The organism is Cupriavidus agavae (assembly GCF_004217045.1).
Taxonomy (GTDB): Bacteria; Pseudomonadota; Gammaproteobacteria; order Burkholderiales; family Burkholderiaceae; genus Cupriavidus; species Cupriavidus agavae.
Genome location: NZ_SGXM01000015.1, coordinates 1 through 15,776 on the forward strand (window position 1 = coordinate 1; position 15,776 = coordinate 15,776).

The 15,776-nt window shown below is 61.9% G+C and carries 14 protein-coding genes and 2 pseudogenes; 7 read left to right on the forward strand and 9 right to left on the reverse strand.

The window, feature by feature from the left end; all coding sequences use genetic code 11:
* The first annotated feature begins 265 nt into the window (after positions 1 to 265).
* Positions 266 to 499 carry a YciI family protein gene (locus EV147_RS25545; RefSeq protein WP_235845038.1) on the forward strand — a complete coding sequence of 78 codons (234 nt, stop codon included), beginning with the start codon at positions 266 to 268 and terminating at the stop codon, positions 497 to 499.
* A gap of 91 nt (positions 500 to 590) precedes the next feature.
* Here EV147_RS25545 and EV147_RS25550 read toward each other — a convergent pair whose 3' ends face one another.
* The gene (locus EV147_RS25550) at positions 591 to 842 is read right to left on the reverse strand and encodes a hypothetical protein (RefSeq protein ID WP_198680365.1); all 252 of its coding nucleotides are present in this window, start codon (positions 840 to 842) and stop codon (positions 591 to 593) included.
* Between the two features lie 75 nt (positions 843 to 917).
* Here EV147_RS25550 and EV147_RS25555 point away from each other — a divergent pair.
* A pseudogene (locus EV147_RS25555) lies at positions 918 to 1,064 on the forward strand (N-acetyl-gamma-glutamyl-phosphate reductase); the annotation flags it as partial.
* Here EV147_RS25555 and EV147_RS25560 read toward each other — a convergent pair.
* Complete coding sequence (locus EV147_RS25560; protein WP_130394031.1) at positions 1,061 to 1,951, reverse strand: LysR family transcriptional regulator; 891 nt, start codon at positions 1,949 to 1,951, stop codon at positions 1,061 to 1,063. The pseudogene EV147_RS25555 and the gene EV147_RS25560 overlap by 4 nt on opposite strands.
* Positions 1,952 to 2,096: 145 nt before the next feature.
* Here EV147_RS25560 and EV147_RS25565 point away from each other — a divergent pair, with 145 nt between their 5' ends.
* Both EV147_RS25565 and EV147_RS25570 read left to right on the forward strand, forming a co-directional pair.
* Positions 2,097 to 2,489: a carboxymuconolactone decarboxylase family protein gene (locus EV147_RS25565; RefSeq protein ID WP_130394032.1), complete on the forward strand. Its 393-nt coding sequence runs from the start codon at positions 2,097 to 2,099 to the stop codon at positions 2,487 to 2,489.
* Between the two features lie 56 nt (positions 2,490 to 2,545).
* Entirely contained in the window at positions 2,546 to 2,929 is a 384-nt protein-coding gene (locus tag EV147_RS25570; RefSeq protein WP_130394033.1) for a YkvA family protein, read from the forward strand.
* A gap of 588 nt (positions 2,930 to 3,517) precedes the next feature.
* Here the strand turns inward: EV147_RS25570 and EV147_RS25575 are convergent.
* From EV147_RS25575 to EV147_RS25590, 4 genes are all read right to left on the reverse strand, one after another.
* Positions 3,518 to 4,873 (reverse strand): type II toxin-antitoxin system HipA family toxin, encoded by a 1,356-nt coding sequence (locus EV147_RS25575; protein ID WP_130394034.1) that lies wholly within the window; start codon positions 4,871 to 4,873, stop codon positions 3,518 to 3,520.
* Between the two features lie 3 nt (positions 4,874 to 4,876).
* A complete protein-coding gene (locus EV147_RS25580; RefSeq protein WP_130394035.1) occupies positions 4,877 to 5,137 on the reverse strand; it encodes a helix-turn-helix domain-containing protein in 261 nt (86 codons plus the stop codon).
* Positions 5,138 to 5,704: 567 nt separating this feature from the next.
* On the reverse strand, positions 5,705 to 6,706 hold the full coding sequence (locus EV147_RS25585; protein ID WP_235845030.1) for a Bug family tripartite tricarboxylate transporter substrate binding protein: 1,002 nt from the start codon (positions 6,704 to 6,706) through the stop codon (positions 5,705 to 5,707).
* 5 nt (positions 6,707 to 6,711) lie between these two features.
* Positions 6,712 to 7,923 (reverse strand): M20 aminoacylase family protein, encoded by a 1,212-nt coding sequence (locus tag EV147_RS25590; RefSeq protein ID WP_407923292.1) that lies wholly within the window; start codon positions 7,921 to 7,923, stop codon positions 6,712 to 6,714.
* Between the two features lie 140 nt (positions 7,924 to 8,063).
* Here EV147_RS25590 and EV147_RS25595 point away from each other — a divergent pair, with 140 nt between their 5' ends.
* On the forward strand, positions 8,064 to 8,957 hold the full coding sequence (locus EV147_RS25595) for a LysR substrate-binding domain-containing protein (protein WP_130394036.1): 894 nt from the start codon (positions 8,064 to 8,066) through the stop codon (positions 8,955 to 8,957).
* A gap of 2,741 nt (positions 8,958 to 11,698) precedes the next feature.
* Here EV147_RS25595 and EV147_RS25605 read toward each other — a convergent pair.
* From EV147_RS25605 to EV147_RS25615, 3 genes and pseudogenes are all read right to left on the reverse strand, one after another.
* Positions 11,699 to 12,250, reverse strand: a complete 552-nt coding sequence (locus tag EV147_RS25605; RefSeq protein ID WP_130394037.1) for a DUF5131 family protein — start codon at positions 12,248 to 12,250, stop codon at positions 11,699 to 11,701.
* 26 nt (positions 12,251 to 12,276) lie between these two features.
* Positions 12,277 to 12,507, reverse strand: a complete 231-nt coding sequence (locus tag EV147_RS25610; protein WP_130394038.1) for a hypothetical protein — start codon at positions 12,505 to 12,507, stop codon at positions 12,277 to 12,279.
* Positions 12,504 to 13,103, reverse strand: a pseudogene (locus EV147_RS25615) (DUF6884 domain-containing protein); the annotation flags it as partial. The pseudogene EV147_RS25615 and the gene EV147_RS25610, both read right to left, overlap by 4 nt.
* A gap of 171 nt (positions 13,104 to 13,274) precedes the next feature.
* On the opposite strand from EV147_RS25615, the gene EV147_RS25620 reads away from it, so the two are divergent.
* On the forward strand, positions 13,275 to 14,174 hold the full coding sequence (locus tag EV147_RS25620) for a LysR substrate-binding domain-containing protein (protein ID WP_130394040.1): 900 nt from the start codon (positions 13,275 to 13,277) through the stop codon (positions 14,172 to 14,174).
* Between the two features lie 76 nt (positions 14,175 to 14,250).
* Complete coding sequence (gene argH, locus EV147_RS25625) at positions 14,251 to 15,768, forward strand: argininosuccinate lyase (protein ID WP_235845034.1); 1,518 nt, start codon at positions 14,251 to 14,253, stop codon at positions 15,766 to 15,768.
* The last annotated feature ends 8 nt before the right edge of the window (positions 15,769 to 15,776 follow it).

The window sequence follows — 15,776 nt, forward strand, 5'->3', positions numbered from 1 at the left end:
TCGGTGTAGTAAATCCGGCGCCTTTGTTTCATTTGCAGCACCTCCACTGCTGACGCAGTGTCTAGTGTTGCATCGACCCATTGAATCCACGACCCTTAGCAGTCGCTTGTTGCAGCGGGCGACAAGTTCAACGTTGGTATTCGCGTCTTGGACCAGTTCCGTCGTACTATCCCCTGGTACCAGTTTTCAGCGAGGAGATAGCTGATGCTTTTTGCTGTTCGTTTTTTTTGACAAGCCAGACAGTAGTCGGCTGCGGATGGCTCTTATGGATGCGCACCTAGAATGGCTTAGATGTCGGCGCGACAAGATCCTGGCGGCAGGTTCCCTGAGGCCGGCTCCGGAATCTGCTGCGGTCGGAGGTCTATGGATTGTCGACGCTGCCGACAAGTCGGAAGTAGAGGCGTTACTGGATTCGGATCCATTCTGGCTCGAGGGTCTACGAGAAAGGGTGGAGATCCTCTCCTGGCACCGAGCCTTTCCAGAACCTGTCCTGATCTAATGCGCATTGGCTTGTCCGAGATGTCGCAAGAGTCTCGAGTGTCCGTTCCTGGCCGTTCTCGGACGGCGAGCATCCTGCCTGACCAGGCTTCTCAGATTGTTGCGACGATACGTTCCACCGTCCGGTTGCTGACCAGGCCAAGCCGCTCTGTGACTGCGTCGGGCGCAATGCCAAGGATCAGTAGTCGTCGGCAGTACGTGTTACGCAATATTCTCGGCCCCATGTCTTCGGCCTCATGGCCAATGCTGGCGAACGCTTCACGCACGATTTCGCCAAGGCTCATGTCCGTGATTGGTGTGGCAATCGACGGCCGGATCGAAGCCTTGATTCGGCAGGAAAGCATGCTGGTGGCCGAACGAGAACGCCTTCAGGTGGAGCTCGCCGGCATGCCGGCTCTTGAAGCCAAGGCGCAGACGGTGACATGCAGTTGCGCGTGTGCGCAAACGCCGAGCACGGCAACATCCTGCTCTCGGCGGTGTTCGACAACCTGGGCAAAGGCGCTTCCGGCGCTCCGGTGCAGAACCTCGACCTCATGCTGACACGCCAACAGGCAGCGCCAGCCTAGGCAGGCCGCTTCGGCCTGGCCGCTGCGACGAGGATATCGCGGATGTCTGTCCGATCACTCGGCAAGGCCAGGCCGATGCCGACCGAAAGTTCTTCGCCCTCTGCGAGCGGGCGGTACACGACCCCCGCGCGCCGGAACGTGGTGAACGATTTCGGGAGCAGGGCAATGCCCCGGCCATTCGCGACGTCGGCAAGCAGGACGTGATGGTCCGCCGGCTCTTTCAGTTTTGACGGCGCGAAGCCGTGACGGACGAAGACTGTCTGGCAGTGGTCGTAGAAGGCAGGCTGCCGCGCGCGTTCGAACCAGAAGACGGGCTGACGCGCCAGATCCGCAAGGCCGACGGTCCGGCGCTTCGCCAGCGCATGGTTCGAATGGATCGCGGCAATCATCGGCAGGCGGTCCAGTTCCAGCACGTCCAGCCCATGCACTTCCGTAGGCAGTGCGATAAACGCCGCGTCGAGCTTGCCGGCGCGGAGCTGCCTGATCAGCCGCGGCGAAGTGTCAGAAGCGGTGGACACCATGGTTGCGGGATGGCTGGCTTGCATGCGCTCGGCCAGGCCGCGAAACCAAACCGGTTCCACCGCGCTGGTCAGGCCAACCCTGAGATTCGACGGAAGGCCCTTCGTGGCCACCGCTGCCTCGGCATCGCGCAGCATTCGCGCGATGTTTCGCGCATACGGCAGCAACCTTTCCCCCGCAGCGGTGAGGGCCACGCCTTTCGTGTTCCGGTCGAACAGCTGCACGCCAAGTCGCGCTTCTAGCTCCCGGATCGCGCGGCTCAGGGGCGGCTGTGACAGATGCAACGTCTCTGCCGCCTGCCGGAAGCTCAGCGCATCGGCTACGGCAAGGAACAACGTCAGGGATCGGGAATCAAGGCGCTCAGACATACCAAAAAGGTATCACGAACTCGGTCATTCCGCTCCGCCGGCCCGTGCCATAGAGTGTCCATATCAACACCCTGGAGAACGTCATGCACCTGTTCCACCGTCCTGTCCGAGTGAGCGTCGCCCTTGATTGCCGGGGAGATGCCCGATGAACGCCGATCGTTACGCACGCGGAATGCGAATGCTGAAAGCTGTCGATGGCGCCACGGGCCAGGAAGTGGTCAAGAACCTCGCCCGATCATTCCCCGACTTCGCACGCTACATCGTCGAGTTTCCGTTTGGCGATATCTACGCCCGGGATGGACTGGGCCTGCGCGAGCGCGAACTGGCGACCGTTGCGGCGTTGTGCGCGCTTGGCAATGCAGCGCCGCAGCTCCGCGTACACGTGCATGCGGCCTTGCACGTCGGCTGTCAGCCACGCGAACTGGTGGAAGTCGTCATGCAGATGGCGGTGTACGCGGGGTTTCCGGCTGCCTTGAACGGGCTGTCTGTGGTGCGCGAGGTCTTTGCCGAAAGGGGGATAGCACTGCCGCTGGACTGACGCTACCCCGACAACGCGCCTAAGACCTGCGCCTGTTCCGCGTTCCCCCATCGAAGATGGCCATCCGTACCAACCTGCGCGCCTGGGCGCGACGCATCAAGCGCGACGGCGTGACGCTCTGGTTCGCCTCTCGACATCCGGGGACGCCCTTGCTGGCCAAGGCGCTGTGCGTCTTCGTGGTCGCGTACGCTCTCAGTCCGATCGACCTGGTGCCCGATTTCATCCCGGTCCTGGGCTACGTCGACGACGTTTTGCTGCTGCCCGGCCTTATCTGGCTGGCGGTCAAGCTTATGCCTGACCGCGTGCTGGCAGACTGCCGCACGCAGGCTGACCGCTGGTTCGAAGCCCGGCGTGACAAGCCGACCTCCTACTTGGGGATCGCGCTGGTGGCCGGCGTCTGGGCGGCCGTGATCTATGCGATCTGGTCGGCCCTCCGCTGAGTTCGGAGTCCAGCGTCGGCCGTGACGACGGCCGCCCCGCGTTACTCAGGCTGCACGCCCGCGTCGCGCGTGACCTTGCCCCATTTTGCAGTTTCCGCTTTCTGGAATGCGGCAAACGTGGAGGCGTCATCGGCTGCGGTTCGACGCCACGCGCACGCAGTCGCTGCAGCACCGCCGGCGTATTGACGACTGCCGAGATATCGCTCGACTGCCGGTCGACGATCGGCTTCGGCGTGCCGGCCGGCGCGCACCTAACAGTTAAGCTAATGGTCCGAGCAACATATCAATGGCGAGCCGTGCGCTTTAAGGCAGCCGTTACCGCAGCGTCGCGCGAATGATGAGGAGCAGTTTGGTGGAGCGGGCCCCAAAGGCGTGCGCCGCGTGGGGTGTCATCGATACAAACGACATATCCCCAGTGCGATGAACTTGTCACTGACCCATGCTTCGCGCCGGGGTGAGGGTCGGGCGCGCACCGAATCGGAAGACGCTGGGGCGCGGGAGCGGCAAGCCGAAGCGGCCCCTGGGCCTGGCCCAGTGCGCGGCCTCCGTCAAATAGTTGGGTTACGCCAAATCGCTGGTCCCCTAGCGTCAGACGGCCAGTTTGTCGGCAGCCTCTTGCAGGCCGTTGAGGATGGTGTCCGCCACCTGCATCGGGAATTGAGCGGGAAGTCGTGCGCGAACTGTCGCCACGACCTCGGGCGTGCGCGCCATCAAGTCGTCAACCACCGCCTCTACGCCGCGGCCGTCGTGCGCCACCACGCCATGCTCGGCGCCGACGGTCAGCCAGTGCCGGCGCAGGATGTCCCGCATGACCCAGTGCGTATTTTTGGAGCGCACTGCCATGGCCATCTTCGCCTTGAAGGGCGACAACTGGTTGGCGCCTTTGCCGATGACCGGGTAGGCCGAGAGCACGTCGTACAGCGGCGTGAGCCGGTAGCTGCCGGAGGCGTTCAGGAAAATGCTGAAGTTCTTGGCGTGGCCATCGGTGGCACGAAGCATCCAGAAAAGGACTTGGGCCTGAAAAAACTTGCGCCGGTCTTCATCCGAATCCTGCGAGGTGGCCAGCAGCTTCATGATCGTGCGTACTCCAGGGCCGCCATCGGACTCATACTTCAGGTGCGGCGGCGTACCGGTTGCCTGGCAAATGTCTTCCTGCGGCAACCGGATGAGCCAGCTCTTGCCATTAGGGTCCGTCCACCAGCGGCGGTCAAAGCGTTCGACCGCGAGGACCTTCAGGTCTTCAAACTGGAGCACCTGGGATCGCGCCACCGGTAGACCGTAGGCATGCAGAATCTCGGAGCACAACCACTCGTTCTCGATCGATTCGCTCATGTCGAACTTGAGGTTGCCGACCAAGCCTAGCGGCAGTTTGAAAATATGCGTGGTCGGCGTCGCCCCGTGCGGCATGCACCATTGACCCTTAAACCAGAGTAGAGCGGTCTTTTCCTGGGCGCCAGCGATGGAGATGCGGAAATCCTGATCGTCGGAGGTATCGCGCCCGCCGACCGGGGCCGGAGAGAGGGTGTTGCGCAATGCCTGAGCTACAGCAGCCTCGTCCAGGGGCGTCGCGCGGATTTCCTCAACACCGTCGGGTGGCGTGGCATCTGGCAGCACCTGCAAGGCGCCTACGCAGTCCCGGCCAATCTCGGCGAGCAGGGCGAATGCCTCGGTGGAGCCCACCTGGAACCGGCGCGCAACGCGCTCGCGGATGTCCCTGCTGTCGGGCAAGAGGTTCTCGAAGTAGGTACGCACGGCGTCGCCCCGGTGTGGCTGATTGCCAGGCGTAAAGGGTAGGGACAGCGATAGGGGGCGGCCTCGGCGAGAACTGACCCAAGAGTCGGCGTACTGCAGAGTCTCTGCGGCATGGGGATGCGCGCTCCATGTGCCAACGAATTCGCCGTTCATCCAGAGCGTCAGGGTACGAGTGTGTGAGCGTCGACCCATGCGTCACCATCGGGGGCCGGCCGACAGGTTCTGTGTCGGCGTTTCATCGGGCTTTCGCAGCACGAGCTCCACGCCCAGAATGCTGAGCAGTTCCAGCAGCCGATCGGCACTGGCCTTTTCAGCGTTGCGCTCCAACGCAGAGAAGGCTTGCTGGCTGACGCCCAGCCGGACGGCGGTGTCAGCCTGCGTCAGGCCAGACTGCTTTCGGAAAGCCTGGAGTAAGGCAGGCAGTTGCTCCGCCGTGCGGACGACAAAGTCGGACATACAAACCCCAATTTGTATTCTATCTTTACAAACTCTAATGCGTAATATTCAAATACGCAACGTAGCTTGTAGGGAGGGAGTACAAATTGTGATTTGTAAATTCATTTTACAATGTTTGCTTTGTAAAAGGCAGACGGGCGACAAAAGGGCCAGAGCCAGACGACACGACGGCCCGTAGCACTACCGGGCTATCGCTGCCCAGCGGAATAATGACGGCGTTCTCTGCGGCCCCAGCGCTCTGGGCCGGAAGGTGCCGGTGGGAGGAGGCCCGGCGGGGCCGATTCACGGCGCATCACCGGCCCTACGCCTGGTCGGGGGGCTGGCCAACGGCGCTGGTGAAATCGACCTACTCGCGCACAAAGCGTATTCGAGGCGCAACTCGTGAACAGGATAGGGCACTAGTAAAGCGTGAGGGCAGTCGTTCGGCCTACGCGAATCCGGCAGAGAATCGCTGCCAGCGTATGCCCATGCATCGCTACGCGCCTTTTTCCAATCCGCCCTCATGTACCTAACCCGGTGCTGGGGAGCCACCTGCGCGATGTGAGCTGAACGCGTGGCCGCCGATCCTCACTGCGGCTGGAGGTTAATGCGCTTGGCCATCGCCCGGAACCTGCCGGTTTCGGCTTGCAGGAAGCGCTGGGCATCGGCGACCGAACTGGGCTTGGCTACTTCCGCGCCGGTTGCCTCAAGGCCACTGGCGACCTGCGGGTCCTCCAGGGTCACGACGAGGGCCTGATGCAAGCGGGTGACCACCGCTTCGGGCGTGCCCTGTCGGACCATGATGCCTGCCCAGGTCGCCTGCTCGAAATCCTTGAGCTGCATGCCCTCGCCGAATGCCGGGATGGCCGGATCGACCTTGCTGCGGCTGTTGCCGGCCCAGCCTACGAGCTTCAACCGTCCCTGGTCGGCCAGCCCGCGAAAGGTTGTGGCGTATGGCAGGATGGCGAAATCGACATTTTTGCCGGCGAGGTCCTGCACGAGCGGCGCCATGCCCTTGTATGGGATGTGACTCACACCGATGTGGGTGCGCGTGGCCATGTCCTCGGTCACCAAGTGGTACATCGAGCCGGGCCCAACGCTGCCGTACGTCAGCGGTTTGGCGGTATTCGACTTGGCGAGCGCGATCACGTCATCCACGTTGCGAACCGGCAGGTCAGGACGCGCCACCATCACCAACCGGTTGACCGTCACCGGCGTCAGCAGCCGGAAGTCTTCAGTGCGCAGCTTGACGGCTGCGTTGGAGAGCGGCGCCAGAATGACCTCGTTGGGAGAGCCGAGGAAGATCATGTAGCCGTCCGCCGGTGCGTTCAACACCTTCTGCGCCGCCATCGCGCCGCTCACGCCCCCGAGGTTTTCCACCACCACCGGCTGGCCCAGCGCTTTCGAGAGGCGCGTGTTCAGGCTCCGAGCAATGGCATCGGACAGCCCGCCCGCCGGATACGGCACCATCAGTACCACGGGACGGGAGGGATAGGCGTCCGCCGCACTCGCGCCGGGCGTGGCGAACAGGCCAACCGTGGCGAGGACGGCAAACGTGCTGCGGGCGAACATGCGGCGATTGGGGCTCATGGCAGTCAGGCAGTGGGGTGGAAGAACTCGGTGGCCAGCGCCACCCAGAATGCCGCGCCCGTGTCCAGGCAACGGTCGTTGAAATCGTACGAAGGGTTGTGCACGCTGCAAGGCCCAGTCGGCACACCGCCCGCATGGCCGTTGTCGCCATTGCCGATCATCAGGTAGCAGCCGGGGCGCTCGGCCAGCATGTACGCGAAATCTTCGCTGGCGCATAGCGGCGTGGCGTCGGCATCAATGCAGTCGTCGCCATGCAACTGCCGGGCGACCCGTACGGCGAGCGCGGTCTCCGGTCCCCCGTTAACCAGTACCGGATAGCCACGTTCGTAAGCCACGGTATGCCGCAGCCCGAACGCCTGCGCCTGTCCGGCGGCCACCTCATGGATGCGCCGCTCCAACAGTGCGCGGACGTCGGGTTGCAACGCGCGGATGCTCAGTTCCAGCTCGGCGGATTCCGGAATGATGTTGTAGGTCCTGCCGGCCTCAAGGCGCCCCACGGTAATTACGGCAGCCGTCTGCGGATCGACGTTGCGGGCAACGACGCTCTGCAGCGCCATCACGGTCGATGCCGCCGCCACCGTCGGATCAGTCGCCAACTGGGGCATGGCGCCGTGCCCGCCGACGCCATGGAAGGTGATGACTGCACGGTCCGACGACGCCATGAACGCGCCTTCGCGGACATAGAAACGCCCCACTGGGCGCCCCGGGTAGTTGTGCATGGCAAACACCGCATCGCACGGAAAGCGGTCGAACAGCCCCTCGTCCATCATGCGCCGCGCGCCGCCGGCGCCGCCCAGCTCCTCGGCCGGCTGGAAAATCAAATGCAGGGTGCCGTTCCAGTCCGTATCCAAGCGCTGCATCGCCGCCAGGCGCTGCGCTGCGCCCAACAGCATGGCGGTGTGGCCGTCGTGGCCGCATGCGTGCATCTTGCTGGGCAACTGGCTGGCCCAGGGCAGCCCCGTCGCCTCCTGAATCGGTAGCGCGTCCATCTCGGCGCGCAATCCAAGGCGCGGGCCGCCACGGCCAAAGCGTAGCCGGCCTACAAGCCCCGTCCCGGCGATGCCCGTCGTGACCTCGTAACCCCACGCTTCGAGCTTCGCGGCGACGAAGGCGCTGGTCCGGAACTCCTCGAAGCCGAGTTCCGGACAGCGGTGAAAGTGGCGCCGCCAGGCCGTCATGTCGTCGGCATCGGGGTCGCGCAGGGCGGCTTCGGTCATAGGCAATGCGGCAAGCTTCGGATTGGGTTTGCTTCATCATATGGCTCGCAGAGAAAACCAATTAGCGATATATTTTCCGAGGTGAACACCAATGGTGTTCACCGTCTCCAACGCTCCACCCATCTCCGGACCCCTCAGCCATGCGCCAGCACCAACTCCGGGCCTTTGTCCAAGTGGCCGAGAGCGGCACGATCCGAGCGGCCGCCCGCAGCCTGCATCTCAGCCAAAGCGCGCTGACAAAGGCCTTACGCGAACTTGAGGAGGACGTCGGGACAGAACTGCTGGTGCGCAGTCACAAGGGTGTCGATTTCACGGCGGCGGGACGGGTGCTGCTGACCAACGCGCGCCTGGCACTGGCCTCGCTCGAGCGCGCCCGCGAAGAGATCCGGCTGCTTCAAGGCGGCGCCGGCGCCCATGTAAGTGCCGCCGTCACGCCGCTGCTGGCGCTCGAGATACTGCCGCGGGCGTGGCGGGCTTTCACGGCCCGGCAGCCCGACGCCCGGCTATCCTTGAGCGAAGGGTTCCTCGCCGACCTGATTCCCCGGCTGATCGAGGGCCGCCTGGATTTCGCCATCGCCATCGCGGATCCGGCCGACCTGCCGCCCGAATTGACCTTCGAGCCGCTGGTCGAAGTCGGCGCCGTGCCGGCCGGCCGGACCGCACACCCGCTGGCCGGCGCCACACGCTGGGAGGAGTTGGCCGAGGCCCAGTGGACCTTGAACCTGTCTGCGGGCAGCCAGAGCGAAACGTTGCTGGAATGGCTTGCGGCAAACCGCCTGCCCGTGCCGCATCGGATCACGGCCTGCACCTCGCCCACGTTGATGACGGAACTGATGCGGCGCACCGATGCGATCGGCTATTGCCCCACGCAGTTACTGGCCGATCCGCTCTACAGCAGTGGTTTCCAAGCCTTCGCTTCGCTGTCGCCGCTGCCGCCGCCCATGCAGGCGGGGCTGATCCGCCTGCGCGCGATGCCGCTGGGCACATCGGCCCGCATGCTGGCGGAACTATTCGTCGATCAGCTCGCGAGGTAGAGCATGCTCAGCGCCGGCACGGCGCTGACTAGCACGGCTTTGGCCCCGCCTCGCCATGGCGAGGCACGCAGTGTAAGACTTTGCCGGTTCGCAGGAGCGCATCGACGTTCTGGACGCAGATTGACCTAAGCGGTAACCACAGGAGCTACAGCTACGCGGATGGCCTTGAGTTTGTCGATGAGGTGAACCACGGCGGCACGACCGGCAGAGCCGCCGGGGTCTCGATGGTAACGGCTGTGCGGTCGGGATCGTTACCATCGCCATCTTCCGCCCCAATCCTCCGGACTGCGCTCCTCAGTCTTGCTGCGAAGTGGCTCGGTCCGAGGCTGCGGGTGCTGTGAATACTGGCGCCCCAGGCGGCGTCGAGGTATTGGTGGTACCTACGAACGAAGAACTCATGATCGCTAAGCACACTTGGCCTTGCATCAATGAAAAGCGATTGGAGGCGTGAAGTCATATTGCATAAGGGCGGTGAGACGCAGTCCGGATTTGATCGGACGCTCTGCATGCGTTAATATCGTCGCACTTACCGCGTCCCAGACGCATCGAATCCGCACCGCAAGGTGCCACCTCCTTCTGTTCCATGGCACGCCAGCATAGCCTGGCCATCTAACTCTAATCGCCCATCGGAAACACGTTCCCGTTGCGTCAACGGGTTCCGCTAGTTCCTCGATGTCCGACAATGCAGAACGTTGTTGTCGTAGTTGGCGGATCAGTCATGGCCACAATCCGCGCGAGTACTTAACCCTTCGTTGATGGCCGTGCTGACGACCTCGCATGGTCGGAAGGTCAATTAGCGCATTCCTTCATCACTGCAACCGGTCAACATCCGCGATATCAGTTATCGCATGCGAGAGCGCGGCGAACATCTTCGCGTTGTACCTGATGATCTGCTCGTTGACACATAAGCTCATTGTCGTCATCGATTGGTAGGGCGCAACCGCTGACCGGGAATGCTCTTGGGGCTTTCTATGCCGACCGAAAGATCGAATTGGGCAGGACGCTGCCCACCTGATCACTACCTCGCGGTAACGATGGGGCGGCATGGCGACGTATTGCGATACTAACCTCAGGGCATTCGCAATGGATGGTCTTCTGCCGTCGCCGCAGACGGCCGAGCCTTCAAACTAAATCTGCTCATTGCATTTCCTTGTGCTCGTCCACTCCCTCCGGGGTCGGCGGGCTTTTTTTGTTCTTTTTTTTTTGGAGGACCATATGATGGCTAAACATTCTTGTACGGAGGCCAACGCGGCTGCCGCACCGCTGCGCGAAGACGTAGATAATCACCGCGCGCTATCGCACGAAGCTCGGCGCCTGGCGCAGCATTTGGACGGGACGGCGGAGCAGTTGCTGGCCTTGACCTATGCTGGCTATCGCGCGTGGGCAAAGAACCGACGCCTGCATTTTCCTCAAGAGCGTCAGCATACGTTCAGGATGGAGATCCTGCGGTATTGCGCGGAGGCCAATTTGATTGAGTGTCCACCGTTCGAGCGGACACGGACTGATGTCATTGAAGAGGCGCTTGATGCGTTTTATCCTCGCTACGCAAGGAGTCGTCGCGAACCGAGCGATGGAAGACAACGATGGCGACGTCGAGCAACTACGCGGCGGAAGAATCGCTGAAGTAGATCAAGTTGAGAGCCGGAAGGCATCTGTGAATTCGATGAAACTCGACGTCTTGCGAAAGATGGTCCTTTCGCAAGAGCCTATAGCGGTCGTTGTCTTGACTGAAGCGGCGATCCTGTGTCGCCACGTCACGGACGCTAGGCGCCGGTCGCCTCTCTCCGTATCGGAGATGGGCGTCGGCTGCCGCCTTCGACGTGCTGCCGATTGCAACACTGACGAAGCTTCGCGGCAGTCTGGCGACGCTTCTCGCAAGGCGTAAATAGATCTAGAGACGTTGGGAGGCCGATGAATCCATTGGAAATTTGCCAAATGCGTGCACACCCATAAGGCAGCAATACCGCTTACTTAGGCAAGGAGGCCTATTGCTTACGAATCGAGGCAGCGCGCCATACGGATAGTGGTGTCCTCGAGTGCTCGCTGCCCGTATTCTGACTCTTTGCGCTGCGCCCCGCAGTCGGCCACTTCGTGGAGGATGTCAGCGTCCTCGCTTGTGGCTGAAGCGGGCGCCGGCGCCATGCTTACGTACAAAGCGCGCGAAACAAGCGCGGCCACCACAAATAACATGATCGCGACAAAAGCGTGGGCGAGGGGCTTGATCCAGTTCCGCATGGTGTTGGGACACTTACTCGTGTAAGGGGAGAATACTACGTAGCGTGGAATCCTTAGTAAGGATTCTCGCTCTCGACAGGTTCAGCCCTGTACACCGACCAGAAATAGTGCGAGTGCCGATGGTGTCTGGCTTGCTTTCGCTGAGCAAAAAGACGAACGCGTCCATTCGGGCCGGCATCGATCTCTACCTCGAGATGTTCCTCGGTTGCCATGGCGGCCGAAGGCAACCGGTGCAAGGCTGTCGCCACGTACTGGCCAGATATCCGTCCCAGTATTCCGTTTGCTCCCCTAAAGGTACCTCCGTTCTTAGGTGGCAGTTCGCTGCCAAGCGGCTATTTCCCATCTGTCAATCCTCATCTCGCAGGCCCATGTAATGCAAAATGCTGCGCCGCGCGTCGTGCGACGCACTCAGCGCTTAATGAGTGCGTGTTTCGCCTGTGCATGCGCGTTCCGTCCTCAAGGCAGAATTCTTCATGCGAAGCGTCGGTGGCGTCCGTCACCGGCAATCAGGAACCCCAACCAGTAAAGACAAAGGTGACATGCGCCGACTGACATTCGTTGCGCAAAGACCGCAGCCAGCCCGGATGGGTAGGGAGGTCGGAGGCCCGGCTCGATCCCCCCGCGACGACAAGCTCGATGCGAGACGGGCAAATCGACAGCTGCTCCGATACGTCGCAAACCTCTCGTCCGTGGAGGGCGTCCAGGCGAAGTTGCTCGCAGCAGGGCGCTTTGCCAATATAAGGAGGTAGCGCTGTGAGGGTAATGGGGCCTGTCAGGGGATCGAGAACAAGAAATTGATGCGCGACACATGCGGAAAGCACCTGAGACACGCGGTGGTCCGCATCGCGTTGACCGCTGAGTGAAAGACCAAACCACATGTCCGACGGCGGCTGCCCGGCAAGCCAAGACGCGATCCATGCTGATAGCGCGCTTCCGGGGACGCGAGAATGACGACACAGATATTCGTGCTCGCCGAGCTTCACTTCACTCGGTGTGAACGCCTTCTCGGTGTGTTTGAGCCCTGGAACGGCAGCTCTCGGCTGCAGCGATTCGTCCATCGCCTGTTCCACCGCTTCGACGTGGCTTACCTCAAGCGGCGGGCATTCGAGTGGATTTTGGTCTGCGCAGTAACGAAGGATTTCAAGCAAGAGGGTGTGCTAGCGACTCTCGGGAAAATGGAGTCGACGATGCTCGTCCAAGCGTGGTAGCCAGCATAGGCGAGGGCAAGCAACTGCTCTGCCGTACCGTCCAGCTCTTCCGCAAGGCGTTTCGCCTTCGCACTCAAAATGCGTTGGTTGTCGGCCTCGATACTCATGACGGTAGCCCCAAGTCTGTGACGCTGACCCAGCGAGCGCTCTTTCTCATGCGACCTTTCACATCGCGAGCCATTTGTACCTCTGCGGTTGGCCCGGCAGGTCCCTGAAAGAGCGAAAGAACGTGCGCAGGCGTGGTCGTCGAACCCGGAATTGCCCGGTATTGGAGTTCGACCTCGTCGCCCACTTCGAATGGGCCATATCGCCGAAACACCGGGCTGCCGTTTGGATGCGAGCCAATCTGCCCGGCAAACTGTGGGGCCATTCCAAAGAGGAAACGTGCAAGTTGAGAGCGCTGGTTGCCGATACCGCTGCTAACCTCCTCGCTGCGGCGATAGGTTTGTCCGCCAGCGAGCAGAACTCGGCTGGCCCGCCGTGGCCAGGCCAACTGCATGACAGACTGGCGCAGCTTCGCCAAAATCTCGTCTGCGCGGGCAGGTGTCATTTGCAAGTCGCAATGCTCCAGCGTATCGTCCGGCGCGACGAGACCATGCTTGGCAGAGAGGATCACCACCGCCGGCTCGGCGGCGCGTCGAGTCTGGACCCGGAAGGTCTGGCACATGACGCCTTGATAGAGCTGCAGCGCAGGCGCGCGAACGGACGCCTTTTTTCAGGAGCAGGCCAGCAGGAGAAATGGTGGTGCCGACGAATCGAACGGGATCTGGGAGGTTGGATGAGGACGTTCCCACACGGAACCTACGGGGTCGGAAAAGCATAAGGATGGCTTATGATCGCAAATGGACCTTAAACGCGATGCGGCGAACCTCGAATGCAACTCAATCCTCGACAACTTGAAGCGTTTCGCAGCGTGATGATGGCTGGCAGTATGACCATGGCTGCCGAACTATTGAAGATTAGCCAGCCGGCTGTCAGCGCCCTCATCAAAGATCTCGAGCAGCGCTTGGAGATTCGCCTGTTTCGCCGCGAAGGCAATCGATTGATCCCCGGCGCGGAGGCACAGCGGCTATTCCGTGAGGTAGATCGCTTCTATCGAGGCATGGAGCAGATCGAGCGAGTCGCGCAGGATTTGAAATCTGCGCGTATCGGTACGTTGCGCGTGGCGTCGATGCATACCCTTGGGCTCAGCCTGCTTAGCGAGAGTGTTAGACAGTTTTCTCAAGCACGTCCCGACTTGGCGATCTCGCTGGATGTGCGCAACTCGCTCGGCGTGCTTGAGCTCGCGGCGGCGCATCAGATCGATATTGGCTTCGTACAGACGGCGGCGCAAGAATACCCTGGCGTGGACGTGTTCCCGTTTCCGAGCGTGGCGGCCGTTTGCGTTCTGCCGAAAGGACATGCGCTGGCGCGGAAGAAGACGATCCGCATCACCGATCTGGAGGGTCAGTCGCTGATCTCGTTGAGTCCGAACAGCCCAGTGCGCATGCGGTTGGAGCTGGAGCTGGAAGCTGCCGGGGTGGCATGCCGGCGGGCCGTCGATACCTCGCTTGGCCACGTCGCTTGCAGTCTGGTCTCGGGCGGCCTAGGCCTGACCGTCGTCGATCCCTTTACCGCCCGTCGCGTACGTGACCCGGGCGTGGTGTGGAAGCCGCTGCTCCCTGCGGTGGAGTTTCATTTCGCGATGGTGCTACCCGCCCATCAACCGCGATCGAGAGTCGTTGAAGACTTCATTAAAGTGGTCACGACCCTGTTCAAGTCCAGTGTGGGGTAGAAGAATTGCTTATGCGCGTCCAACCGCATCTGTAGTTGTCTATGCCTGGCGAGGAATTCATCATCGAGTCATAAATTTGAACTCGCTGACCCACGCCATGATAGAAGAAGCCACCCTTGCCGAAGCCCGGCTGAAGTCGCCGCCCGCCGCACGGCTAACGAAGTACTACGCCACGCCTGGACTCGAGGGCGAACGGCGGCAGTTTCATGAGTTCGTCGCGGTTGACCTCGCCCATACCGTTATGCTTGCGGAGGAGGGGATTTTGGCGGAGGGCACCGCGCGCGCCATCCTGCAAGAACTGCTTACCATCAGCGCCATGCCGCCGTCAGATTTCCCGGTGGACGCGCGCAAAGGAAGCTTCCTGCTGCAGATGGAATCGTATCTGTTCGGCGCGATCGGGGAGGACATCGGCGGTCAGATGCACACTGGTCGCAGTCGCATCGACCAAGGCGCCACTGTGCGTCGCCTCTACCAACGCAATCGACTGCTCGATCTAATGGACCGCCTCAACGCATTTCAGCAGGCGATTGCCGAACAGGCCGCAGCCCACGCACACACGATCATGCCTGGCTACACACACATGCAGCAGGCTCAGCCGTGGATCTTCGGCCACTATTTACTGAGTTTCAGCTCTCGTCTGCACGACAGCTTCATACGTCTGACGCAGGCCTACGGCCGCGTGAACCGCAACCCGCTGGGGACCGTGGGGCTCGCAGGCACCTCATGGCCCCTCAATCGCGCACGCACCACAGAACTGCTTGGCTTCGATGGACGGGTCGAAAACGCGAAGCTCGGTCGCGAGGCCTTTGATTCCGCCGATGCGATTGGCGCACTGTCATTCATCATGGCAGACCTCAATGACCTGGCCACCGATCTGCATATCTGGTCCAGTACGGAATTCAGCCTTGTGGAATGTGACGACAGCTACTGTGGAACGAGTAGCATTTTCCCGCAGAAGAAGAATCCGGTCGCCTTGGAGACGATCCGCAAGGCGGCGGGCCCGGCCGTGATGTGGCTCAGTACCGCTCTCGCGACGTTCCGGGGGGAGGGTACGGGCGATCAGGCTATGCGTATCGTCTCGCAGATCGATGAGGCGATAACGACTACGGAGGACATGCTCGACTTGTTTACCGGTGTGATGGAGACGCTGATCGTCCACCGTGAACGCATGTCAGATGTGCTCAAAGACAGCTGGTGCACCGCCAGCAACCTCGCCGATGTCATCGTGCGTGAGCGCCACCTGTCTTTTCGAAAGGTGCACCACATTGTGGCGCGCGCCGTGCGCAACTGCGTACTGGAGGGGCTCAGTCCCAGTCAACTGACAAGCTCTCGCCTTGATGCAGCTGCACTGGAGACCGGAGGCATCGGGCTGCATCTAGGTGACGCCATCGTGAGCGAAGCCCTCGACCCCGTACGGTTCGTCCAGACGCGAGTGACCGACGGTGGCATCGGACCCGAGCAGATCGCCCGGCTGCTGAAGCATGCCAGGGCCGAGCGCGAAGCCGACCAACAATGGGTAGCCGGTGCGCGCGGCCAGCTTGCGCGCGCCCAGAAAGCACTCGGTCAGGCGGTCACGCGCCTCACCGTTCAATAATGGAGACA

What these genes read in the sequence shown, in the direction of transcription:
- EV147_RS25545 (WP_235845038.1), top strand. Translation starts at nt 266, where the DNA reads ATGGATGCGCACCTAGAATGGCTTAGATGTCGGCGCGACAAGATCCTG.
- EV147_RS25550 (WP_198680365.1), bottom strand. Translation starts at nt 842, where the DNA reads ATGCTTTCCTGCCGAATCAAGGCTTCGATCCGGCCGTCGATTGCCACA.
- EV147_RS25560 (WP_130394031.1), bottom strand. Translation starts at nt 1,951, where the DNA reads ATGTCTGAGCGCCTTGATTCCCGATCCCTGACGTTGTTCCTTGCCGTA.
- EV147_RS25565 (WP_130394032.1), top strand. Translation starts at nt 2,097, where the DNA reads ATGAACGCCGATCGTTACGCACGCGGAATGCGAATGCTGAAAGCTGTC.
- EV147_RS25570 (WP_130394033.1), top strand. Translation starts at nt 2,546, where the DNA reads ATGGCCATCCGTACCAACCTGCGCGCCTGGGCGCGACGCATCAAGCGC.
- EV147_RS25575 (WP_130394034.1), bottom strand. Translation starts at nt 4,873, where the DNA reads ATGGGTCGACGCTCACACACTCGTACCCTGACGCTCTGGATGAACGGC.
- EV147_RS25580 (WP_130394035.1), bottom strand. Translation starts at nt 5,137, where the DNA reads ATGTCCGACTTTGTCGTCCGCACGGCGGAGCAACTGCCTGCCTTACTC.
- EV147_RS25585 (WP_235845030.1), bottom strand. Translation starts at nt 6,706, where the DNA reads ATGAGCCCCAATCGCCGCATGTTCGCCCGCAGCACGTTTGCCGTCCTC.
- EV147_RS25590 (WP_407923292.1), bottom strand. Translation starts at nt 7,923, where the DNA reads ATGACCGAAGCCGCCCTGCGCGACCCCGATGCCGACGACATGACGGCC.
- EV147_RS25595 (WP_130394036.1), top strand. Translation starts at nt 8,064, where the DNA reads ATGCGCCAGCACCAACTCCGGGCCTTTGTCCAAGTGGCCGAGAGCGGC.
- EV147_RS25605 (WP_130394037.1), bottom strand. Translation starts at nt 12,250, where the DNA reads ATGGACGAATCGCTGCAGCCGAGAGCTGCCGTTCCAGGGCTCAAACAC.
- EV147_RS25610 (WP_130394038.1), bottom strand. Translation starts at nt 12,507, where the DNA reads ATGAGTATCGAGGCCGACAACCAACGCATTTTGAGTGCGAAGGCGAAA.
- EV147_RS25620 (WP_130394040.1), top strand. Translation starts at nt 13,275, where the DNA reads ATGCAACTCAATCCTCGACAACTTGAAGCGTTTCGCAGCGTGATGATG.